Origin of the sequence: Janthinobacterium sp. FW305-128 (genome assembly GCF_020858135.1) — a bacterium.
In the GTDB taxonomy this organism is placed as follows: Bacteria; Pseudomonadota; Gammaproteobacteria; order Burkholderiales; family Burkholderiaceae_D; genus Janthinobacterium.
The window spans coordinates 360482-383409 of sequence record NZ_JACYMK010000005.1; the positions used below are offsets into that span (position 1 = coordinate 360482).

The 22928-nt window shown below is 65.5% G+C and carries 20 protein-coding genes; 13 read left to right on the plus strand and 7 right to left on the minus strand.

Annotated elements, in window-relative coordinates:
* Positions 1 to 236 precede the first annotated feature (236 nt).
* A complete protein-coding gene (locus IGS60_RS13510) occupies positions 237 to 2564 on the minus strand; it encodes a penicillin-binding protein 1A (RefSeq protein WP_230504913.1) in 2328 nt (775 codons plus the stop codon).
* A 199-nt stretch (positions 2565 to 2763) separates the two neighbouring features.
* Between IGS60_RS13510 and IGS60_RS13515 the strand changes: the two genes are divergently transcribed.
* Positions 2764 to 5031, plus strand: coding sequence for an OPT family oligopeptide transporter (locus tag IGS60_RS13515; protein WP_230504915.1), 2268 nt, complete (start codon positions 2764 to 2766; stop codon positions 5029 to 5031).
* A 56-nt stretch (positions 5032 to 5087) separates the two neighbouring features.
* Here IGS60_RS13515 and IGS60_RS13520 read toward each other — a convergent pair whose 3' ends face one another.
* Together IGS60_RS13520 and IGS60_RS13525 are read right to left on the minus strand one after the other, a co-directional pair.
* Positions 5088 to 6017 carry an AAC(3) family N-acetyltransferase gene (locus tag IGS60_RS13520; protein WP_230504917.1) on the minus strand — a complete coding sequence of 310 codons (930 nt, stop codon included), beginning with the start codon at positions 6015 to 6017 and terminating at the stop codon, positions 5088 to 5090.
* Entirely contained in the window at positions 6010 to 7203 is a 1194-nt protein-coding gene (locus IGS60_RS13525; RefSeq protein WP_083287877.1) for a hypothetical protein, read from the minus strand. The genes IGS60_RS13520 and IGS60_RS13525 overlap by 8 nt, the downstream gene beginning before the upstream one ends.
* 144 nt (positions 7204 to 7347) lie before the next feature.
* On the opposite strand from IGS60_RS13525, the gene IGS60_RS13530 reads away from it, so the two are divergent.
* Positions 7348 to 7575 (plus strand): hypothetical protein, encoded by a 228-nt coding sequence (locus tag IGS60_RS13530; RefSeq protein ID WP_070291560.1) that lies wholly within the window; start codon positions 7348 to 7350, stop codon positions 7573 to 7575.
* A gap of 9 nt (positions 7576 to 7584) precedes the next feature.
* Here the strand turns inward: IGS60_RS13530 and IGS60_RS13535 are convergent, their stop codons facing one another.
* From IGS60_RS13535 to IGS60_RS13550, 4 genes are all read right to left on the minus strand, one after another.
* The gene (locus tag IGS60_RS13535) at positions 7585 to 7968 is read right to left on the minus strand and encodes a hypothetical protein (protein ID WP_230504918.1); all 384 of its coding nucleotides are present in this window, start codon (positions 7966 to 7968) and stop codon (positions 7585 to 7587) included.
* 13 nt (positions 7969 to 7981) lie between these two features.
* Positions 7982 to 9685 (minus strand): hypothetical protein, encoded by a 1704-nt coding sequence (locus tag IGS60_RS13540; protein WP_230504920.1) that lies wholly within the window; start codon positions 9683 to 9685, stop codon positions 7982 to 7984.
* 12 nt (positions 9686 to 9697) lie between these two features.
* Positions 9698 to 10375 (minus strand): UPF0149 family protein, encoded by a 678-nt coding sequence (locus IGS60_RS13545; protein ID WP_230504923.1) that lies wholly within the window; start codon positions 10373 to 10375, stop codon positions 9698 to 9700.
* A 130-nt stretch (positions 10376 to 10505) separates the two neighbouring features.
* Positions 10506 to 12011: a peptide MFS transporter gene (locus tag IGS60_RS13550; protein WP_230504925.1), complete on the minus strand. Its 1506-nt coding sequence runs from the start codon at positions 12009 to 12011 to the stop codon at positions 10506 to 10508.
* A 310-nt stretch (positions 12012 to 12321) separates the two neighbouring features.
* On the opposite strand from IGS60_RS13550, the gene ppnN reads away from it, so the two are divergent.
* The 11 genes from ppnN (at position 12322) to IGS60_RS13605 (ending at position 22910) form a co-directional block, all read left to right on the plus strand.
* Positions 12322 to 13692, plus strand: coding sequence for a nucleotide 5'-monophosphate nucleosidase PpnN (gene ppnN, locus IGS60_RS13555; protein WP_070219944.1), 1371 nt, complete (start codon positions 12322 to 12324; stop codon positions 13690 to 13692).
* 205 nt (positions 13693 to 13897) lie between these two features.
* The gene (locus IGS60_RS13560) at positions 13898 to 14968 is read left to right on the plus strand and encodes a LacI family DNA-binding transcriptional regulator (RefSeq protein WP_230504927.1); all 1071 of its coding nucleotides are present in this window, start codon (positions 13898 to 13900) and stop codon (positions 14966 to 14968) included.
* Positions 14969 to 15188: 220 nt separating this feature from the next.
* Entirely contained in the window at positions 15189 to 15989 is an 801-nt protein-coding gene (locus IGS60_RS13565) for a transporter substrate-binding domain-containing protein (RefSeq protein WP_306798488.1), read from the plus strand.
* Between the two features lie 90 nt (positions 15990 to 16079).
* Entirely contained in the window at positions 16080 to 16772 is a 693-nt protein-coding gene (locus IGS60_RS13570; protein ID WP_230504929.1) for an amino acid ABC transporter permease, read from the plus strand.
* 1 nt (position 16773) lies between these two features.
* A complete protein-coding gene (locus tag IGS60_RS13575; RefSeq protein ID WP_230504931.1) occupies positions 16774 to 17424 on the plus strand; it encodes an amino acid ABC transporter permease in 651 nt (216 codons plus the stop codon).
* The gene (locus tag IGS60_RS13580; RefSeq protein ID WP_230504934.1) at positions 17411 to 18145 is read left to right on the plus strand and encodes an amino acid ABC transporter ATP-binding protein; all 735 of its coding nucleotides are present in this window, start codon (positions 17411 to 17413) and stop codon (positions 18143 to 18145) included. Before IGS60_RS13575 ends, IGS60_RS13580 begins: the two co-directional genes overlap by 14 nt.
* A complete protein-coding gene (locus IGS60_RS13585; RefSeq protein ID WP_070219954.1) occupies positions 18142 to 18888 on the plus strand; it encodes a sugar phosphate isomerase/epimerase in 747 nt (248 codons plus the stop codon). Before IGS60_RS13580 ends, IGS60_RS13585 begins: the two co-directional genes overlap by 4 nt.
* On the plus strand, positions 18885 to 19859 hold the full coding sequence (locus IGS60_RS13590) for a sugar kinase (protein WP_230504936.1): 975 nt from the start codon (positions 18885 to 18887) through the stop codon (positions 19857 to 19859). Before IGS60_RS13585 ends, IGS60_RS13590 begins: the two co-directional genes overlap by 4 nt.
* A gap of 19 nt (positions 19860 to 19878) precedes the next feature.
* A complete protein-coding gene (locus tag IGS60_RS13595) occupies positions 19879 to 20838 on the plus strand; it encodes a D-glycerate dehydrogenase (protein ID WP_230504938.1) in 960 nt (319 codons plus the stop codon).
* 35 nt (positions 20839 to 20873) lie between these two features.
* Complete coding sequence (locus IGS60_RS13600; RefSeq protein ID WP_230504940.1) at positions 20874 to 21896, plus strand: porin; 1023 nt, start codon at positions 20874 to 20876, stop codon at positions 21894 to 21896.
* Positions 21897 to 21908: 12 nt separating this feature from the next.
* Positions 21909 to 22910, plus strand: coding sequence for a Gfo/Idh/MocA family protein (locus IGS60_RS13605; RefSeq protein ID WP_230504942.1), 1002 nt, complete (start codon positions 21909 to 21911; stop codon positions 22908 to 22910).
* The last annotated feature ends 18 nt before the right edge of the window (positions 22911 to 22928 follow it).

The following is a 22928-nucleotide window of genomic DNA, read 5'->3' on the forward strand; positions in this document are numbered from 1 at the left end:
GTGATCGATGCGGTAAGAGGTAGGTCGGATTAGCGAAGCGTAATCCGACAAGAGACGGTGTAAACCGCTGCGGTACTTGTCGGGTTACGCCGTCCCGGCTAACCCGACCTACGACTGGTGATTGATGCAGTAAGAGGTAGGTCGGATTAGCGAAGCGTAATCTGACAAGATACTGGTGATTGATGCAGTAAGAGGCAGGTCGGATTAGCGAAGCGTCATCCGACAAGATAGCTGCGTCAGTTCGTGGTTTCCACCGGCAGCGTCTCCGGCAGTGCTGCCGGGTCCGTCGGCGTCTCCGCCTCCATATCCAGCGTCTTCACGCCATTCATGTCGATGAATTCATCGTACAGCCATTCGCCGTCGACCTGGCTCAGGCCTGCCGGCACGTCGCGCGTGACTTGCGGGCGCGTCGACAGGGCCGTGCGCATGTAGTCGATCCAGATCGGCATGGCCAGGGTCGAACCGAATTCGCGTCCGCCCAGCGATTTGGGTTCGTCGTAGCCCATCCACGCCACCGCCACGATACCGCCGCTGTAGCCGGCGAACCAGCCGTCGACGGCGTCGCTGGTGGTACCCGTCTTGCCGGCGATGTCGCTGCGGCCCAGTTTTTTCGTCGCCGCCGCACCCGTGCCCGTGCGGGCCACTTCGCGCAGCATGCTGTCCATCACGAAGGCGTTGCGCGGGTCCAGCGCCAGGGTCTTGTCGTCGTTCGGCGCGGGCGGCTTGGTCTGCATCAGGATGGTGCCCCTGGCGTCGACGATGCGGTCGATCAGGTACGGTTCCACCTGGTGGCCGCCATTGGCGAACAGGGCGTAGGCGCCCGCCATCTGCACGGGCGTGACGGAACCCGTGCCCAGCGCCATGGTCAGATTGCTGGGCTGGCGGGCCGGGTCGAAGCCGAATTTTTCCAGGAAGTCGTGCGTGTACGATACGCCCAGCGCGCGCAGGATGCGCACCGAGGCCACGTTCTTCGACTGCGCCAGCGCGTAGCGCATGGTGATGGGGCCGTCGAACTTGAAGTCGTCATTCTGCGGCGCCCACACCTTGCCGCCCGCCTGCATTTCCAGCGGCACGTCATTGATCAGGGTGGCCGGCGAAAAGCCTTTTTCCAGCGCCGCCGAATACACGAAGGGCTTCATGGCCGAACCGGGCTGGCGCCACGCCTGCGTGACGTGGTTGAACTTTTGCAGGTTGTAGTCGAAGCCGCCCACCATGGCGTGGTAGGCGCCCGTGTCCGCGTCCAGCGAGACGAAGGCGGCGGCCACCAGCGGCACTTGCGTGATGGCCCAGTTACCCTTGGCGTCCTGGCTGATGCGGATCACGGCGCCCGGTCGCAGCTTGATGCCGGCGCTCGCCTTGGCGGACAGCGCCGGGGCGGCAAAGCGCAAGCCGTCGCCCGTGATGGCCTTGGCGTCGCCGTCGCCCGTGTCGGCCACCACCTTGCCGCTGGCGACTTCCGTGACGACGGCGGCGATCAGGCCGTCGCTGTCCGGGCGTTTTTGCAGCGCAGCATCGATGGCGTCGTCGCGCTGCTCGGGATCGGCCGGCATGTCGATGAAGGTTTCCGGGCCGCGGTAGCCGTGGCGCTGGTCGTAGGCGATGACGTTGCGTCGCGTCGAGGCGTAGGCCGCATCCTGGTCCGCCTTCAGGATCGTCGTGTAGACGCTGATGCCCTTGATATAGCTGTCTTCCTTGAACTGCGCAAACACGGCCTGGCGCGCCAGTTCGGCCACGTATTCGGCGTGCGTGTCGAACCCCTGTTTGCCGCGGCTGTTGATATGCAGCGGCTGCGCCAGCGCCTGCCGGTACTGGCCTTCGCTGATGTAATCGAGTTCACGCATGCGTTTCAAGACCAGCTGCTGGCGCGCATGCGCCTTTTTCGGGTTGCTGATCGGGTTGTGTCGCGACGGGTTTTGCGGCAGGCCGGCCAGCATGGCCATTTCCGCGATCGACAGTTCCGACAAGGGTTTGCCGAAATACGTCTGCGCCGCGCTGCCGAAGCCGAACGAGCGCTGGCCCAGGTACATCTGGTTCATGTACAGCTCGAGAATCTGCTCTTTCGACAGGGCCGCCTCGATTTTCAGGGCCAGCATGATTTCATTGAGCTTGCGCGAGGCGACTTTTTCGCGCGTCAGGAAGAAGTTGCGCGCCACCTGCATGGTGATGGTGGAGCCGCCGCCATGGCCGAAGCCGTGGCGCAGGTTCGACAGGACGGCGCCGCCGGCGCGCACGAAGTCGATGCCGTGGTGTTCGTAGAAGCGGCTGTCCTCGATGGCCAGCAGGGCTTTTTTCATCATTTCCGGCACTTGCGCAATCGGCACGAAGTCGCGGTGCTCTTCGCCGAATTCGCCGATCAGCACATTGTCGGCCGTGTACACGCGCAGCGGGATCTTCGGCTGGTAATCGGTGATGACGCCCAGCTCGGGCAGGCGCGGGCGCACGTACAGGAACAGATAAGCGACCAGCAGCACGGCGGCGGCCAGCGCGGCGCCGCCGGCGATGATGAAGCCGCGCACGGCGGCGCGGCGGGAAGGCCAGGGGAATCCGGATCGTTTGGCAGTCAAGGCAGTCTCACATGAGCGTGCAGGGCACGGTGGCAGCGATTATAGACCAATGCGGCGGCGGTCCCGGCGCGGGCCAGGCGCCGGGACCGGGAGCAAAAAACCTTTTCATCGAAACGCGGCTGTGCGATAGTCTCGGCTTCAAGCAAATAGCCCGGGCGTCAATCCGGGCTGTTTAATTTATACAATTAAGGATTTATTTATGGCAAAAGATGCAATGCCGAGCGCCGTGAAGCCGTACATCCCGGCCGATGCGAAGCTGCCCGAGATGACCTTCCGCGCGCTGTTCATGGGCGTCATCCTGGGGATGGTCTTTGGCGCCTCCTCGCTGTACCTGGTGCTGAAGGTGGGCCTGACCGTCAGCGCCTCGATTCCCGTCGCCGTGATCGCCATCACCCTGTTCGGCCTGGCCAAGAAGGTGGGCGGCAAGGATTCGTCGATCCTGGAAAACAGCATCACGCAGACTGCCGGTTCGGCCGGCGAATCGCTGGCCTTCGGCCTGGGCGTGACCATGCCCGCCATCCTGATCCTCGGCTTCGACCTGGAAATCTCCAGAGTCATGCTGGTCGGTATCCTCGGCGGCCTGCTGGGCATCCTGATGATGATCCCCATGCGCCGCACCATGATCGTCGACCAGCACAAGGAACTCAAATTCCCCGAAGGCACGGCCTGCGCCGAAGTGCTCAAGGCAGCCGCCACGGAAGAATCTCGCATCGCCGCCGGCGAAAGCATCGAGAAGGATTCGGCCGCCGCGCTGGACGCCAAGCGCCGCGCCAAGATCATCTTCGGCGGTTTCGCCGTCGGCCTGCTGTATAAGGTCTTCAATATCTCGTTCAAGGGCTGGAAGGACACGCCGGGCGTGGAATTTGCCGCGCCGCTCAAGGGCGGCTCCATCGGCGCCGAGATTTCCCCTGAATTGCTGGGCGTGGGCTACATCATCGGCCCGCGCATCGCCGCCACCATGGCCGCCGGCGGCGTGCTGTCGTATCTGCTCTTGATTCCGATGATCAAGTTCTTCGGCGACAGCCTGACCACCGTGCTCTCGCCGGGCACCAAATTGATCAGCGAAATGGGCGCCGACGACGTGCGCAGCGCCTACGTGCTGTACATCGGCGCGGGCGCCGTGGCGGCCGGCGGCCTGATTTCGCTGGTGCGCGCCATGCCCATGATCTGGCGCAGCCTGTCGGCCGGCCTGAAAGGTATCGGCAAGGGCGTCAAGACCGATTCCACCTTGCGCACGGACCAGGACATCCCCCTGAAATGGGTTGTCATCGGCTGCCTGTCCATCATCGCCGTGATCACGTTCGCCACGCCGCTGCACATGAACTTCCTCGGCGCGCTGCTGATCCTCGTCTTCGGCTTCCTGTTCGCCACCGTCTCGTCGCGCCTGACGGGCGAAATCGGCTCCTCGTCGAACCCGATCTCCGGCATGGCCGTGGCCACCTTGCTGTTCACTTGCCTGATCTTCCTGATCATGGGCTGGACGGGCGGGCGTTACTATGTGACGGCCCTGTCGGTGGGCGCCATCGTCTGCATCGCCGCCAGCAATGCGGGCACCACCTCGCAAGACTTGAAAACGGGCTACCTGGTGGGCGCCACGCCGCGCCTGCAGCAGTACGCGATCCTGGCGGGCGCCTTGTCGTCCGCGCTGATCCTCGGTCCGATTCTGCTGAAGCTGAACGAGGCGAGCACCGTCTACGTGCCGGCCGCGCAAGTGGCACCCGGCCTGACGGTCGATGCATCGAAGCTGACGGTAACGGGCGAGCTGCATGGCCCGCAAGCCGAGAGCGACCACAATACGTATAAAGTCTGGCAAAAGACCGATACCGTGGGCGGCCCGGCCGGCAAATATTTTGTCAAGGAAGATGGGCAACTCGCTTACCTGGTCGATCCGGGCATCAATGGCCACTACAGCAAGCGTCCGGACGGCTCGGAAGTGAAGAAATACGATGCGCCGAAGGCCGTGCTGATGTCCTACATCATCAAGGGCATCCTCGACCAGCAGCTGCCATGGACCCTGGTGCTGTTCGGTGTGATGATCGCCGTGGTGCTGGAAATGGCCGGCATTCCATCGCTGGCGTTTTCGGTGGGCGTGTACCTGCCGCTGTCGTCGACCTTGCCGATCTTCGTCGGCGGCCTGGTGCGCTGGCTGGCGGACCGCCGCAACAACAAGCTGGAACACAACGCTAAATTGAACGAGGAAGAGCGCCAGCTGGCGGGCGACCGCAGCTCTGGCGTGCTGCTGGCGTCCGGCTACATCGCCGGCGGCGCGCTGGCCGGCATCATCATTGCCATCACGGCCGGCGTGCTCACGCACTTCGACCAGATGATGGCCGACTGGGCCGAGCACGGCAACCCGTTCTACGCGGGCTTGAACTCGGATGCGCTGTCCCTGCTGCCGTATGCGGCCATCATCGTGCTGCTGTACTTCGTGGCGCGCGAGAAGAAAATGGACCGCCCGCAGGCTTGATTTTTTAAGCACGCTAATGAAAACCGCCCGGTGTCATGACGATCCGGGCGGTTTTTTTATGCGCGCCCGACGGGCCGCGCCGCCAGTTCTGCCGCGCTCGCGTAGATCGTCACGTTTTCTGAGGCCAGCCGGCCCAGGTGGTCATAAAACGCCTGCGCCGGGATGCACCACGACGCCGCATCGCCCACGTGCCCGTTGACGCGCAGGCCGGCGGCGTCGAACTCCCGGTGAAAGTAGTCGCGCAGGTCGCCGCGCCCGGGATGGTCGATGCGGCGCTGCGCGATGGCCGGATCGAAGGGGCGCACGGGCACGTCCCAGCGCCGGCCGGCGTGGTCCAGGCAGGTCAGCAGCTTTGTCTCGCCTGCCCACACGGGCACGGGAAAGGCCTCGCCCATGGCGTCTTCCAGCGCGTGATAGAACGTCACCGGTCCCATGGAAATGCCCAGGCCCAGCACCTTGGCCCGCTCGCAGCCGATGAAGCGCTGCCAGGGCGAATCCACGCCGAAAATCGATGGCGCGCGGTGATGCGCCTCGGTGAGAGCGTCGGCATGGCGGCCCCACGCGGACACGGAGTGGGTCGGGTGGATGCTGCGCCGCACACCGGCGCTGGCGAGGAACGCTTCGGGCAGGCGCCCCATGTGCGTGCCATGGCGGCGCGGATCGAACACATAGTCTTTCATGTCGCAGGTGGCGCGCACGGTGCCGCCCGGCAGATAGTAGGTGGGCAGCAGCAGGGTGCCTTGCGGGCCGACGGCGTCCTGCAGGGCGCCAATCACGGCCGCCGCGCCGCCTTCCACGTAGCCGAGGCTTTTCAGCGAAGAGTGCACGAACAGCGTGTCTCCATGCGCGATGCCCAGCCGCGCCAGATCGGCGGCCAATCCGGCGCGCGTCACGTGGCGCGCGCCGTGGCGCATGTTGCGGGCGCTGGCGGCGCGGCGCCACGCTTGCAGCGCGGCCCTGGCGGCGCGCCTGGCACCGTCAAGCATGGCCTGACTCCAATTCCAGCAGGTTGGCATCGATGCAGAACTTGGCGGCCCAGTTCAGGTAAGCCCAGGTGCCGTAGTCGCCATCGACGGGAAACGAGCCCTTGACGCCGCCGCGCGCGTGCGCGGGGCCGTCGATGCTGACCGCGCGCCGCACGTAACGATTCAGGCGGCGCGCCGCGTCGAGGTAGCGCCGCTCGCCCGTGAGCTGGTACAGCAGGAACAGACAATGCGCGTTTTGCGCGGAACCGGTAAGGCAAGCGTAGCCGGCCCCCGGCTGGAAGTCGGGTCCGAGACGGCCAGGCAGGTAGCCATCGGCCGCCACGGCCCTGGCGACGCTCGTGCCGGTGCGCGCGGCGGCCTCCAGCAGGTCGGCGCGCGCCGAAAAGCGGTGCGCTTCGAGCACGCCGCGCAAGGCGTAGCCGATGGTATGGGTCAGCGGCAGCAGCGGGTTGTCCAGGCAGTTCGAGGCGAACCAGCCATTGGGGCGCTGCTTCGTCAACGCCCAGTCGACCTGGCGCAGGCCCGCCGCGCCATAGCCGTGGCCCGGCGCGACGCGGTCCGCTTCGAACAAGCCCCACGCCACGTGCGTTTCATACGCCTTGTCGCCGGCGCTGGCGAACGGCGTCGGATGGCGGCGCCAGCAGCCGTCGGCATCCTGGCTGTCGCGCAGCCAGCGTGCCGCGCGGTGCATGGCGTCCTCGTAGGCCCCGCCGTACGCTGCCACGCCGGCCGCCAGGCCAAGCAGGATCTGGCCCGTGTTGAAGGTGACGGGCACGCGCGGCGTCGAATCGATCTTCCCGCCCTGGAAACCGCCTTCCGGGAACTGGATGGCCACGCACCAATCGAGCATGCGGCGCGCGCGCTCGTGCAGCGCATCATCCCCACCCTCGTCGCCCGTGCGCTGCGCCAGGGCGATCAGGGTGGGGATGATGTAGCCGGTGGTTTCGGGATAGGAGCTAGCCCAGCCCGTCAGCAGGCTGTAGTCGCGCGCGACGCCGCCGTCGTTGGAGCTGGAATGGTCTTGCGCCGCGCATAGCCAGGCCGTGCAGGCCTTGATGACGGCTTGCGGCCCGGGATCAAAGGCGGGCAGGCCGCGCCGGTCCGACGTCCGCTCCATGCGCGCCGCCGCCGGCAGGCCCGCCTGCGGCGCCAGAGTGTTCCTGATTTTCGCGAGCAAGGCGCGCATGGCATTCCATCCGGTGGTTGGCTCAGGCTACTGTAGCGCCGGCCATCGGCAGGGCTATTGACTTACCGCAAGGATTGGCCGCCGCGTCGCCGCCGCGGGAATTGACGCATAATGGCTGTATCACCATCGCCGACGAGGCCCGCCATGAACACCGTCACGCTTGAGTATTCGGTCGTCACCAATCCCGACTCGTTTGTCGGCTTCAAGTATTACGTCAAGGCGGGGCAGGCATTCGATGCCGACGATTTCGCCTATTCCTACAAGCTGAACCGCTCCGACCTGGACCCGGACAGCGTGCTGGCCACGCGCGAGGCGGCGGCGAATTTGCAGCCGGGCGAGTGGCTGACGGTGTCGCATTCGATCGCGGCGTAGCCGGCTGTCTTACGTTGGCGCAAACCAGTCCCGCAGTTCATCGACGGCCCTCTGCGCCGAGTCTTCGGTCAACGTGAGCACGATGACCATTTCCTGCGCCGGGCGATGCTGCCCATCGCTGCCGGCCAGCTCGATGGCTTGCCCGAAGCTCGTGTAGCAGGGACCGCACTCCTGCGGGCATTGCTGCACGATGCGCGCCGCCTTGCCGGCGTTGCGGTCCGCCAGGTTGACGATGGGATTGCCGTCATAGAACGGCTGGCCATTGGCAAATGCGGTGCGCAGATACGGCGCGCACTGGCCGTCGAGGAAGGCCAGGCGTGCCTGCCAGTAGGCCTCAGCCGCCGCATACGCGGCCTGGTCTTCGAGAAAATCGGCAAACAGGAAGTCGTTCATATGGTCTCATCGGCTAGATGCCGAACACTTTCAAGATCGCGTCCGTAAAACCCTCGAACCAGCTGCCTACCTTGCCCGGCTGCTTGCCGTGGCGCGGGGTTTCTTCGTACAGGTAGACGCCGTTGCCGCCGTCGAAGCGGTCGTTGAGCAAGGCTTGCTGGCCGCGCAGGTAGGGCAGGAAGGTTTCGCTGCGCATCGTCGAGTACAGCACGTCGGTGGTAAAGCCCAGGGTAGCGGACTGGCTGATGGAGCGGCCCTGGCCCGCCCGTTCCAGGCGCACGCCGCGGCAGCCGCGCACGATCAGGGTGACGGAGCCGCGAAAGACGATGAAGCGCAGCTGCAATGTAAGCCAGGCATGCAGGCTGGCCAGGCGCCAGTGGCTCGATATCGCCAGCGGCTGGCCAGCGTCGCAGATCAGGCCCACGAGGCCTCGCGGCTGGAACACGAGGGCGCTGCCGGCCGGCAGGTGGACGACGGCCACTTCCAGCAGCGGGTCGTCGCTGGCGGAAATCGTCACGGATGCGGTCACGTCGCTTTCCAGCCGCGTCAGCGCCGCCATGCCGGCGGCCAGGCTGGTGAACGGGAACCGCCAGTCCAGCAGCCACTGCGTGCGTTTATGCGTGCCGACGGGCGACGATTGCAGGTATTCGGGATGGATCAGCATCTGCTGGCCGGGTTTGAGCTGCAATGCCTGCGACACCGCGGAAATGCGCGATTCGCCCAGCGGCGGCAGGGGCAGGGAGCAACCATTCACCTGCAGTTCGCGCGCGATGGCCAGCGGCGGCAAACGGGAAGCGACGGGCGCCAGCACGAAATAAAAGAAGGCCTTGATGGCGGCGGGCAGCAGCATGGCCGACAGCACCAGCAGGGCGGCCGTGGGTGCCACGTCCAGCACGGGAGCGCGCCAGCGGGCGATCCAGTTGCGCGCCAGTTGTTCTTCGCCTGCCGCAATCGCCTTTTGTACGGGCGCCAGCGCGCCGGCCAGCGCCGCATTATCGACGGCGAATGGCGCGGGGCGGGTGATGTTGGTGGCGTTGCTGGTGCGCGCGCGCTGCGCCAGCCAGGCCTGATACGCTTGCAGGTTGACCTCGCGCAAGCGCTGGCCCTCCGCGTCGAGCTGCGACAGCTGCGCGTAGGCATCGCTGCTCGGCAGGCGCGCCGCCACGGGATGCTGCGCTTCCAGCTGCCGGCGCTGGCGCAGGTTGTGTTGCAGCGCCGCATACGCGCTAACGTGTTCCGCATGCAGGCGCGCCAGCGTCTGGCGTGCGTCTTCGCCGCTGATCGCCGCCTGCAGGACGCTCAAGTAACGGGCTTCCTGCACCAGCACTTCGATTTCCACGCGGCGCGTGGCTTCGTCCTGCGCATGCAAGGCCAGGGTGCTCGGGTCGGGCAGGGGAAGGGTGAACAGCGACGGTTGCCGCTGCGCGCGCAAGGCTGCCAATTGCGCCTGCACTTGCTTCAGGCGTGCCGCGATGACCGCGTGCGAGGCGTGCTGCAAGGCGTTGACGCGCAGCGTGGCCGCCTCGGCCAGGCTGGCGCCATGGCTATCGGCGCTGCCGGAAGCCTGGCGCAGGGCGGCGACAGCCTCGCTGCCGGCGCTGTAGCTGCGCCATTCGGCCAGCAGCAATCGGCCGGCCAGCAGGATGACGATGAACAGGGCGAACTGCAGCGCGTGGCGCAGCAGGAAGCGCAGGATGGCCGTCAGCAGCTGGCGCAAGGAGTAATCGCCTTAGCCGGCCGCGCTATCGGCGTCGGCGCAGCATTTCTTGTACTTTTTGCCGCTGCCGCAGTGGCACGGGTCGTTGCGGCCCGTTTTCGGCAGTTCGCGCAGCACGGTGGCGCCGGGCTGGCTTTGCTTCAGGTGGCGCTGGCGCGCCCAGGCGGCGTTGATGGCGATGACGGCGGGAATCACGCCGTCCATGGCCGTTTCGGCCGCATCGTCATCGAGTTCGCTGGCGCTGGCCAGGTGCTGGAACGGCGCCAGGTAATCAGGATGGCTGACGGCCAGGGCCGCCCACTGGGGCTTGTCCAGGCTGGTGCCCAGGATAAATCCGGCGCACCAGGCGGGCACGCTCCATTCGGGGCCGCAGACGTAGATGGGCTCGAAGCTGTCCGGGTCTTTCGCCAGCCATTCGACCATGTAGGCGTGGTGGCGGCGGGCCAGGCTGGCCGCCCGTTCGCTGGCAGCATCCGCTGCGGGCGCGGCGCTGCCGGCCGCCTTGTCCCATACCCATGGCAACCACTGTTCCGGCGCGATCTGTTTCGGGTTCAGGGCGACGGCTGTGAGAAAACCTTCGAGCATCGACACGTCCATGGCACGGCCTTCCAGCGCGGGCGCGGCCAGCAGGGTGTCGAGTTCGGCGTATTCGTCGTCGGAGAGGGGCGAGGTGGTGGAGATGCTGGACATAATATTCTTTGCTGAGTGGGGGGAGTGGCCGGTGGCCCTGGCTGTATTGTACCGCCCGCCAAGGCAAGAACCGGCGCCGGAATGAAAAACGGCGGCCCGCGGGCCGCCGTTTTCAGCTAAGGCAGAACGCTTACTTCACGCCGTGCATCAGTTTGTTGATCAGCGGTGCGATCAGGAACAACACGACGCCGGCGCCCAGCAGGGACCAGAAGCCGAAGGTGTAGCCGGACAGGGCCGACTGCACCGACATGCCGCTCGTGCCGCTGACGTGGCTGGCGAAGATGCCCGACAGGTTGTTGCCGATACCGGTCGACAGGAACCAGCCGCCCATGCCCAGGCCCACCAGGCGCACCGGCGCCAGCTTGGTCACCATCGACAGGCCGATAGGCGACAGGCACAGCTCGCCGATCGATTGCAGCACGTAGACGGTGGTCAGGGTCCAGAACGGGATCTTGTTATCGGCGCCAACCAGGCTCGACAGAGCGAAGATCAGCAGGCCGAAGGCCAGCGCATTGCCCAGCAAGCCCAGGCCGAATTTGCGCGGGATCGACGGGTTGACGTTGTGGCGCGCCAGGAAGACCCAGACGGCGGCGATGATCGGCGCGAAGACGATGATGGCGACCGAGTTGACGGTCTGGAAGTAGGCGGTCGGGAAGATCCAGAAGCCCAGGTCGCGGTTGACGATCTTGTCAGCCAGGAAAGTAAACGAGCTGCCAGCCTGTTCGAAGAACATCCAGAACAGGATGTTGAAGACGAAGATCAGCAGCATGGCGATGACGCGGTCGCGCGCAATTTTACCGTTGCGTATGCCTTCGATCATCAGCATCACGGCCAGGCCGACGAACAGCACGGTCAGGACGATTTGCAGCTTTTCAGCGCCGACGGTCAGCAGGAAGTACATCAGCGGGATCACGCACAGGGAGCCGACGGCCACCCAGACGACGCGCATCGGGTTGCCGGAACCGGCTTCCGGAGCGCCGATGCCCTTCAGGGCGCGGCGGCCGATGAAGAACCATACCAGGCTGATCAGCATGCCGAAACCGGAGGCCATGAAGACCATCTTGTACGACGGCATGGCGCTGGTGCCGAAGATCGACTCGGCCAGCCATTGCGTGAAGACAGGCGCGACCATGGCGCCCATGTTGATGCCCATGTAGAAGATCGTGAAACCACTGTCGCGGCGCGGATCGGCGGTCGTATACAGCTTGCCGACCATGGTCGAGATGTTCGGCTTGAACATGCCGTTACCGACGATCATCGTGGCCAGGCCCAGGTTGAAGATGTCCTGGTTCGGCACGGAGATGCAGAACAGGCCGGCAGCCATGAAGATGGCGCCCAGCAGGATGGAACGCTGGTAACCGATGACCCGGTCGGCGATGTAACCGCCGAACAGGGCGCCGGCGTACACCAGCGCGAGGAAGGAACCGTAGGTCAGGTTGGCCGCTGCCTGTCCCGAACCGTCGCCGCCGTGGAACTGGGCCACGATGTACAGTACCAGCGCCCAGCGAACTCCGTAGAACGCGAAGCGTTCCCAGAATTCAGTCATGAACAACATCCACAATGGGCTTGGATGGCCCATAATCTGCTTGAACTCGGGAATAACGGCTTCCTTGTTGGGCGTAGTCGCACCGCTCATGCGGTTCCTCCTGAAAAATTATTATAGTCAATCGATACAACGAACTTATGGAAGCCTGCGGGCGGCGGGGACTCTCATGAAGAACCGTACACACGGGAATTCCAATAGGCTGGCATTCTAATCTACAAATTGCGCGGAGCGAAGGTTTCGATTCGCATTAGCAAGAATGACTGTTTCATATTAGTCAAACCGGTTTGCAGGCAAGAACGGCCCGGGCGATTTTGCGGCGGCACAGCACAACTTGCCTGACTTGTCGTATATTAAGGCTGCAAGACCTTCGAGCATCGATTTTTAAAGGATTTTTCGCATTATGGAACACGACGTTATCGATACTCTGGTTTCACCGGAAGGCCGCCTGGACGTGCTCTCCAAGACTGAAGTCAACAAACTGCTCGACACCAGCCAGGGCGGCCTGTACAACACTTTCCGCCGCTGCGCGCTGGCGGTCTTGAATTGCGGCAGCACCATCGACGATGGCCGCGCCCTGCTGGAGCGCTACCAGTCGTTTGAAATCTCCATCATCCAGCGCGAGCGCGGCATCAAGCTCGACATCAAGGGCGCGCCAGCCATCGCCTTCGTCGACGGCAAGATGATCAAGGGCATCCACGAGCACCTGTTCGCCGTGCTGCGCGACATCATCTTCGTCAGCGACGAAGTGACGGGCAACCCGAAATTCGACTTGCAGAGCACGGAAGGCGTGACGGACGCCGTCTTCCACATCCTGCGCAACGCCAACGTGCTGCAAACCCAGCTCAACCCGAACCTGGTCGTCTGCTGGGGCGGCCACTCGATCAACCGCGCCGAATACAATTATTCGAAGGAAGTGGGCTACCAGCTGGGCTTGCGCGGCCTCGACATCTGCACGGGCTGCGGCCCGGGCGCCATGAAGGGCCCCATGAAGGGCGCCACCATCGGCCATGCCAAGCAGCGTTTGCACAATGGCCGCTATCTCGGCATCACCGAGCCGGGCATCATCGCGGCCGAGTCGCCGAACCCCATCGTCAATGACCTCGTCATCATGCCGGACATCGAAAAGCGCCTGGAAGCGTTCGTGCGCGCCGGTCATGGCATCGTCGTCTTCCCCGGCGGCGCGGGCACGGCCGAAGAGATTCTGTATATCCTCGGCATCCTGCTGCACCCGGACAACGCGGAGATTCCGTTCCCGCTGATCTTCACGGGCCCGGAAACATCGCGCGAGTACTTCGTGCAGATCAACCAGTTCATCCACGACACGCTGGGCCCGGAAGCGCAGCAGCGCTACAAGATCATCATCGACGACCCGGAACTGGTGGCGCGCGAAATGCTCGAAGGCATACGCCAGGTGCGCGAATTCCGCAAGGCGCACAGCGACGCGTATTACTTCAATTGGCTGTTGAAGATCGACCACGAGTTCCAGAAGCCGTTCCAGCCCACGCATGAAAACATGCGCAACCTGAGCCTGCACAAGAACCAGCCCACGCACTTGCTGGCGGCCCAGCTGCGCCGCGCGTTCTCGGGCGTGGTGGCGGGCAACGTCAAGGATGACGGCATCCGCTCGATCGAAAAGCATGGCAACTTCGAAATCCACGGCGACAAATCCATCGCCGGCCCCATGGATGCGCTGCTCGCCTCGTTCGTCGCGCAGCACCGCATGAAACTGGCGGGCACGGCCTACGTGCCGTGCTACACCGTGGTCCAGTAAACAGTCTTGACACCATCACGCCGCCCGCCTCCTGCGTTTGCAAGGGGCGGGCGGCGTTTTTTCATCCGCGTTCCCATCCATGCACCCATCGTGTTCCTTCGCCGCCACAGGCAATCAAATCGCTTGCGTCATCGATGCGTGGGTGCTATCTTTGGAACCGGTTCCAAAATAAAAATATACAGATCAACAGGTAGTGGAGAGCACCTTGGATTCAGTACGCAGCAACAAAAAAACAGCCTCCGGCGAGCCGCCACGGCCCGTGACCATCGCCCAGGTGGCGCGCGAGGCGGGCGTATCGAAAACGAGCGTGTCGCGCTTTCTCGGCGGCGAACTCGATGCCCTGTCGGAGAACATCCGCCAGCAGATCGCCAGCACCATCGCGCGCCTTGGCTACCAGCCGAACCAGATGGCGCGCGGTCTCAAGCGGGGCCGCACGCGCCTGATCGGCATGGTCGTGGCGGACATGCTCAATCCCTACACGGTGGCCGTGCTGCAAGGCGTGGAAGCGGCTTGCCAGCAGCATGGCTATACCTTGATTCTGTGTAATACCGGCAATGACGAACAGCGCGAACGGCAGTCGCTGGCCGCGCTGCGCTCGTACAGCGTGGAAGGGCTGATCGTCAACACGCAGGGGCGCAATATTCAGTCGTCCGACTTGCAGCAGGCGGACATGCCCATCGTGCTGGTCGACCGCCGCATCGAGGGCGCCGATTTCGACCTCGTGGGCCTGGACAATGTGCAGGCGGGCCGGCTGGCCACCGCGCATCTGATCGAGCAGGGTTTCGACGCCATCGCCTTCGTCGCGCCGCCATTGACGGGCGTCAGCTCGCGGCTGATGCGCGCCGACGGTTTCCAGGCCGTGATGGCCGAGCATCCGGGCTGCGTGGGCGAAGTGCTGGCCGTGGACCTGGACGACCGGCCTTCCATCGACGCGCAGGTGCGTCTATGCCTGGCGCAGTGGCGCGGCCGCCGCGTGGCGCTGCTGGCCTCGAACGGCATGGTGGCGCTGGAGCTGGCGCTGATGCTGCAGCGCCTTGCCCTGCGCATGCCGCAGGACGTGGGCTTGCTGGGCTTTGATGAATTGCCATGGTCGCCGCTGGCGGGCCTGAGCACGATCGAGCAGCAGACCTATGACATCGGCTTTTCGGCGATGACGTGCATGCTGTCGCGCCTGCAGGGCGATCAATGCCCGCCGCGCGAGGTGCTGTTGCCCGGCAAGTTGATTGTGCGTAATTCCACCCAGGGTAGCGAAGTACGCAAGGGCGGCGACGCTTGAGGAAGGGAAGAGGGCGTTGCCTTTTTTTTGAGACAGTTATGGAACCGGTTTCATAGATGGTATTCACCTGGGAAAGGAGCGCGGATAGTCAGGCAGGGCAATGGTTGGCATGAAGTTGAAATGACACGGCAAGAGACGATCTGAATCGTCCATTTGACAATATTCCCGGCAGTGCCTCGACGAGGCCGGTACCGGGATCACAGGAGACTGAAGCATGAAGATGACTACACTGTTGTATTCGAAGATCGTGGCGTGCGCGCTCGCAGCAACGTTTGCCCTGGGTGCGGCGGCCGATGCCGGCGCCCAGACGCTTGGCGACCTGATCAAGAAAGGCAAGCTGACCATCGGCGTGGTCAGCGGCACGCCGCCGTTCGGCAGCATCGACGCCAAGGGCGCGCCCGTCGGCTATGACGTCGACGTCGCCAACCTGATCGGCAAATACATGAACCTGCCCGTGGAAATAGTCCCGTTGACGGCGCCGTCGCGCGTGCCGTCGCTGGAGTCGGGCAAGGTCGATTTCCTCGTGGCGACCCTGGCGCCCACGCCGGAACGGGCCAAGACCTTGATGTTCACCATGCCTTACAGCGCGTTCGAACTGGCCATCGTCGCGCCGGTGGGCGGCAAATTCAAGGCCCTGGCCGAGTTGAAGGGCAAGAAAGTGGGCGTGACGCGCGGCACCACCAACGACACGGCGCTGAGCCGCCTGGCGCCGGCCGGCACCAATATCGTGCGTTTCGAGGATGACGCCACCGTCACCCAGGCCTTGCTCAGCAAGCAGGTCGACGCCGTCTCGATCCCCAGCACGATGGCGCTCGACATCATCAAGACGCGCGGCGCGGGCAAGATCGAGGTCCGCTTCACCTACTCGCTGCAGCCGAACTCGATGGCGGTGCGCCGCGGCGACTTCGAGCTGCACCAGTGGCTCAACAACTTCATCTACTACGTCAAGCTGAACGGCGAACTCGACGCCATCGCGCGCAAGTGGAGCGGCGCGCCGCTGCCGGCGCTGCCGACCTTCTGATACCGCCAGCCGCACAGGAAAGTGCCCGTCCGCACGGCGCGCCGCCACGGTGGCGCGGCCGGGGATGCGCACGCAGACAAGGAGTTGAGTATGCCGTATGAATTTCATTTCGAACTCGTCATGCAATCGCTGGACCGCCTGTTGTGGGGCGCGGCGCTGACGATACGCCTGAGCGCCCTGGCGATGGTGCTGGGCCTGGCGGTGGGCGTGTGCGCCGCCGTCATCCTGAAGAATGGTCCCGCCTATGCCCGCGCCGTGGTGCGCGCGTATGTCGAGGTGATCCGCAGCACGCCCTTCCTGGTGCAGCTGTTCATCATCTACTTCGGCTTGCCGTCGCTGGGCCTGCAGCTCGACGCGAACGGCGCCGCGCTCGTCGCCATGACGGTCAACCTGGGCGCTTACGCGGCGGAAATCGTGCGTGCCGGCATCGGCGCCGTGCATCCCTCGCAGCTCGAGGCGGCGCAGGCGCTGGGCATGACGCGCTGGCAGGTGATGCGCCACGTGGTGCTGCTGCCGGCGCTGGAAAAGGTGTATCCGGCGCTGGCCAGCCAGTTCACCTTGATGATGCTGGCCTCGAGCGTCGTGTCGGCCATTTCCGCCGAAGAGCTGACCGCCGCCGCCCACCTGCTCGACGCGGAAACCTTCCGCAGCTTCGAGATCTACATCGTCGTGATGGTGCTGTACATCCTGCTGGCCCTGCTGTTCCGCTTCAGCTTCTGGGTGCTGGGCCAGATCGTCTTCAAACGCCGCCGCCGTCTGGGCGCGGCGCGCATGGGAGCTTGACATGATCAGTGACTTTTCCTGGGATAACCTGCAATTCCTGCTCGAGGCCACGCGCTGGACCATCGGCCTGTCGCTGCTCGTCTTCATCACGGGCGGCATCGCCGGCTTCGCCGTGGCGCTGCTGCGCACGGCGCGCAGCCCGCTCCTGCGCTGCATCAGCGCCCTGTACATCCAGCTGGTCCAGGGCACGCCCGTGCTGATCGTGCTGTTTTTGACGTATTACGGCCTGGCCCTGTTCGGCTACAAGCTGTCGCCGGTCATCGCGGCCGGCGCGGCGATGACGATCTTTGCCAGCGCCTACCTGGGCGAGATCTGGCGCGGCTGCATCGAAGGCGTGCAGCGGCAGCAGTGGGAAGCGTCGGCCGCGCTGGCGCTGAACCGCTACCAGCAGCTGCGCTACGTCATCCTGCCGCAGGCGCTGCGCCATTCGCTGCCGCCGACCGTGGGCTTCATGGTGCAGATCATCAAGAACACTTCGATCACCTCGATCATCGGCGTGGTGGAATTGACGCGGGCAGGGCAACTGGTCAGCAATGCGACCTTCCTGCCTTTCATCGTCTTCCCCGTCGTCGCCCTGATCTACTTCGCGCTGTGCTATCCGCTGTCGCGCTACAGCCATTCACTGGAAAGGAAATTCCATGCCCATCGTTGAAATCGACAATATCAGCAAGAGCTTCGGCGCCAATCACGTGCTCAAGGGCGTTTCGTTCGCCGTCGAGCGGGGCCAGGTGATCGCCGTGATCGGCCGCAGCGGCTCCGGCAAGAGCACCATGCTGCGCTGTATCAACGGCCTGGAAACCATCGACAGCGGCAGCATCGTCGTCGCCGGCCACACGCTGACGGCGCGCCAGGAACACCTGCTCGACTTGCGCAAGGACGTCGGCATGGTCTTCCAGAGCTACAACCTGTTCCCCCACCTGACCGTGGAAGAAAACGTCATGCTGGCGCCGCGCATCGTCAAGAAGGTGCCCGACGCCCAGGGCCGCGCCACGGCGCTGCGCGTGCTCAAGCAGGTGGGCCTGGACCACAAGCGCGAAGCCTATCCCGAGCAGCTGTCGGGCGGCCAGCAGCAGCGCGTGGCGATCGCCCGTTCGCTGGCGATGGAGCCGCAGGTGATGCTGTTCGACGAAGTGACGTCGGCGCTCGACCCGGAACTGACGCAGGAAGTGCTGAAGGTGATGGAAGAGCTGGCGCAGGCGGGCATGACGATGCTGCTGGTGACGCACGAGATGGAGTTCGCGCGGCGCATGGCCGACGTCACCGTCTTCATGCACCAGGGATTGGTGTGGGAAAGCGGGCCGTCGGAAGCGTTTTTCAGCAATCCGAAAACGCCTGAAGCGCGCCAGTTCGTCGGCGCGGGAGCGATCAAATGAGCCCCGTCCTGGTAGCGGCGTCTGCTTATGGCGCAAGCAGGGTAAGGCAGCTGGGGCAAAGCCATTTCATCGACGTGGTGGCCGATGCGGGCGGGGCCGGCATCGAGATCCGCCGCGAACTGTTCACCTCCGACTTGCCGGACCTGGCGCGCATGGGCGCGGCGGTGGCTGCGCGCGGCCTGTACTGCGTGTATTCCACGCCCATCGAATTGTGGGACGCGGACGGGCTGCTGCGGCACGAGTTGCTGCAGCAGATGCTGGACGAGGCGGCGCACCTCGGGGCGCGCTACCTGAAGGTGTCGCTGGGCCATTACCCGGCCGCGCCGGACTTGCACGCCTTGAGCGCCCAGTTGGCGGCCGCGCCCGTGGCGCTGCTGGTGGAAAACGACCAGACGGCCCATGGCGGCAAGCTGGCGACGATGGCGCGCTTCCTGGCGGCGGCGCGCGACATCGGGCTGCCCGTGGGCCTGACCTTTGACATCGGCAACTGGCGCTGGGTGGGCGAGGATGCGCAGCAGGCGGCCCGCCTGCTGGCGCCGTACGTGCGCTATGTGCACTGCAAGGCCGTCCAGGATGACGGGGGCCGGCTGTCCGCCTGCGCCGTCTCCGCCGCCGATCCGGCCTGGCGCGCCGTCTTCGCGCACTTTGCGCCGGGCGTGCAGCGGGCCATCGAATTCCCGCTCGAGGCTACCGACCTGGTGGCCGAAACGGGCCGCTACATCCAGATGCTGGAGGCCGCATGACGGAACACGAAATAATGCATGGAGCGCATGCGCTCGACGTCGTCACCTACGGCGAAGCGATGGCGATGTTCGTTGCCGAGGAAACGGGCGACCTGGCGGCCGTGGCGCATTTCACGCGCCGCCTGGCCGGCGCCGAGACGAACGTCGCCATCGGCCTGGCGCGCCTGGGCTTGAAAGTCGGCTGGCTGAGCAGGGTGGGCGATGACTCGTTCGGCCGCTTCATCCGCGCCAGCGTGCAGGCCGAGGGCGTCGATTGCAGCCGGGTCGCCGCCGTCGCCGGCCAGTCCAGCGGCTTCCTGCTCAAGGAGAAGGCCGAGAACGGCGCCGATCCCCTGGTCGAATACTTCCGCAAGGGTTCCGCCGCCAGCCGGCTGGCGCCCGAGCACTTCGACCCCGCCTATTTCCTGTCCGCGCGCCACCTGCACGCCACGGGCGTGGCCGCCGCGCTGTCCGCCACCAGCCTGGCGTTCGCCGGCCAGGCCATCGACTTCATGCGCGAGCATGGCCGGACCGTGTCGTTCGATCCGAATCTGCGGCCTTCGCTGTGGCCGTCGCAAGCCGTCATGGTGGAACAGATCAACCGCCTTGCCGCCAGGGCCGACTGGGTGCTGCCCGGCCTGGGGGAGGGAAAAATCCTCACCGGTCATGACCTGCCGCACGACGTCGCCGGCTTTTATCTGCGGCAGGGCGCGCGGCTGGTGGTCATCAAGCTGGGCGCCGAGGGCGCCTACTACCGCACGGCCGACGGCGACAGCGGCATGGTGCCGGGCGAGCGCGTGGCCAACGTGGTCGACACGGTGGGCGCCGGCGACGGCTTCGCGGCCGGCCTGGTCAGCGCCTTGCTGGAAGGCTTGCCGCTGGCGCAGGCGGTACGGCGCGGCAACAGAGTCGGCGCCTTCGCCATCCAGGTGGCCGGCGACATGGAAGGCTTGCCGACCCGCGCCCAGCTCGACGCGCTGGGCCAATCTTGAACCGAACAGGGGAACACTCGTGAAAAAACATGTGCTTGTGTATAAAAAGCTGGCCGAACCGCTGCTGGCGCGCCTGCGCGCCGAATGCGATGTGACGTATTTCGAGGCGATCGACGCGGGCAACCGCGCCGCGTTCGCCGCCGCCATCCGTGGCGCGCATGGCTTGCTGGGCGCCAGCGTGCGCCTGGACCGCGAACTGCTGGACCCGGCCGAAGACCTGCGCATCATTTCCACCATTTCGGTGGGCGTCGACCAGTTCGACGTCGATTATCTGCGCGAACGGGGTATTTTGCTGGCCAATACGCCGGACGTGCTGACGGAAACGACGGCCGACACGATCTTCGCGCTGATCCTCGCCAGCGCGCGGAGGGTCGTCGAGCTGGCCGAATTCGTCAAGGCGGGACGCTGGACGCGCAGCGTGGGTGAAAGCCAGTACGGCGTCAACGTGCATGGCAAGACCATCGGCATGCTGGGCATGGGCCGCATCGGTCGCGCCGTCGCCCGCCGCGCCGCGCTCGGTTTTGGCATGCAGGTGCTGTACGTGAATGGCGAGGCGGTGCCCGAGGTGGAAGCGGCGCTGGGCGCGCGACAGGTGGCGCTCGACGACTTGCTGGCCCGCTCCGATTTCGTCTGCGTGGTCCTGCCGCTGACGGCGCAGACGGAAGGCATGATGGGGCGGCGCGAATTCGCGCTGATGCGCCCCGGCGCCATCTTCATCAATGGTTCGCGCGGGCGCATCGTCGATGAGGCGGCGCTGATCGAGGCCCTGCAGCAGGGCACCATCCACGGCGCCGGCCTGGACGTGTTCGAGCGCGAACCGCTGGCGCCGGACAATCCGCTGCCGGGCATGGCCAACGTGGTGGCGCTGCCGCATATCGGCTCGGCCACGCATGAAACGCGTTACGCCATGGCGCAGCAGGCCGTGGACAACCTGCTGGCCGGCCTGCGCGGCGAGCGTCCGCGCCACCTGGTCAGTTAAGAACAGTATCCATAAAAAGACAGACAGGGAAAGAAATGAAGAACAAGGTAGCAAGGGCAATGATCATTGGCGCGGGCGCCTGCGGCGGCCTGTGCGCGGCGCAGTCGAACGTGGCCATGTACGGCATCGCGGACCTGGGCGTGGTGTCCGAGAGCGGCGGCCCCGGGGGCAGGGTACTCAAGCTGACCAGCGGCATCGCCAACGGTTCGCGGCTCGGTTTCAAGGGCAGCGAAGATCTGGGCGGCGGCATGACGGCGATCTTTACGATGGATGCGGGCATCCTGGCCGACACGGGCGCTTCGGCCCAGGGCGGCCTGCTGTTCGGGCGCCAGGCCTTCGTCGGCCTCGCCGGCGCGGCGGGCACCTTGCGGCTGGGCCGCCAGTACACGTTCATCGATAGCAGCCTGGGCGTGCTGGACCCGTTTTACCTGGGTTTTGCGGGCAGGATGAGCAACGTCTTCACGGCCGGCTACATCAGCCGCGTCGACAACAGCATCACCTACAGCTCGCCCGTGCGCGGGGGACTGTCCGGCGAACTGGCGTACGGCTTCGGCGAAGTGCCGGGCGACGCGTCGGCAAAGCGCTACATGGGCGCGGCGGCCACCTATGCCAGCGGGCCGCTGTACGTGCGCATGGCGCACCAGGACGCCAACACCCTGTCAAGCGCGCTGTTGACGGGGCGGGCGCGCAACACGGTGCTGGGCGCCACCTGGGACTTCGGCGTGGTCAAGGCGCATGGCGCCGTCGCCGTCAGCAAGAGCACTGCCGGTGCCGCCACCACGGTCGACAGCGCGGACCTGATGCTGGGCGCCACCGTGCCGGTGGGACCGCACCGCATCCTGTTTTCGTACGTGCGGCGAGACGACCGGCGTGCCGCCAACGGCGACGCTAGCCAGCTCGGCATCGGCTATACGTACGCGCTGTCGAAACGCAGCACCTTGTACGCGGCCTACGCGCACATCGACAACCGCAACGGCGCCGCCTATGTGGTGGGCAACGCCACCGACAACGGCACCGGCAACCAGGCCTGGAACCTGGGCCTGCGCCACACTTTTTAACGGGAGAATCGAATGAAGAAAACCGGATGGATTTTGGTCGGCGCCAGCACCGTGGCGCGCGAATGGATGGTCGACGCGATCCGCCAGCAGGGCGATGCCGAGGTGCTGGCCGTGGTCAGCAGCGACGCCGCGCGCGGCGCCGCCTTTGCGGCGCAATTCGGCATCGCCGCCAGTTATACCGACCTCGATGCGGCGCTGGCCCATCCGGGCGCGGACGCCGTATACATCAGCACCACCAACGAATGGCACATGGCGCAGACCTTGCAGGCGGCGCGCGCGGGCAAGCACGTGCTGTGCGAAAAACCGCTGGCGCTGAACCTGGAGGACGCCCGCCGCATGGTCGACGGCTGCGCCGAGGCGGGCGTGGTGCTGGGGATTAACCACCACCTGCGCAACGCCGCCAGCCACGGCAAGGTGCGCGAGCTGATACGCGCGGGCGAGATCGGCCAGCCCCTGTATGGCCGCGTACTGCACGCGAACAACCTGCCGCAGCACCTGCGCGGCTGGCGCCTGGATGCGCCGGAGTCGGGCGGCGTCACGCTCGACATGTTCGTGCACGATGTCGATACCCTGCGCTTCCTGCTGGACTCGGAACCGCGCCACGTCACCGCCTGCGCCACCAGCGGGGGCATGACGGTGGCGGGGCTGGAAGAGGGCCTGATGGCCGTCATCGAGTTCGACAACGGCACCCTGGTGCAGGTGCACGACGCGTTCAACGCGCCGTATTCGCTGTCCGGCGTGGAAATCATCGGCAGCAAGGGCACCATCTTCGCCACCGGCGTGATGACGCAGCGCCCCGTCGGCAGCATCAGCCTGACGCGCGACGGCGGCAGCGTCGACATCCCCGTCGAGCACGAGAACCTGTACGTGCGCTCGGTGCGCGCCTTCCAGCGCGCCATGCGCGGCGAAGGGCAGCCGGCCGCCACGGGCGACGACGGCATGCGCGCGCTGGCGACGGCGCTGGCGGCGCAGCAGGCCAGCCGCAGCCACCAGCGCGTGACCCTGGCCGGCTGACGGCAGGCCGCATAAGTA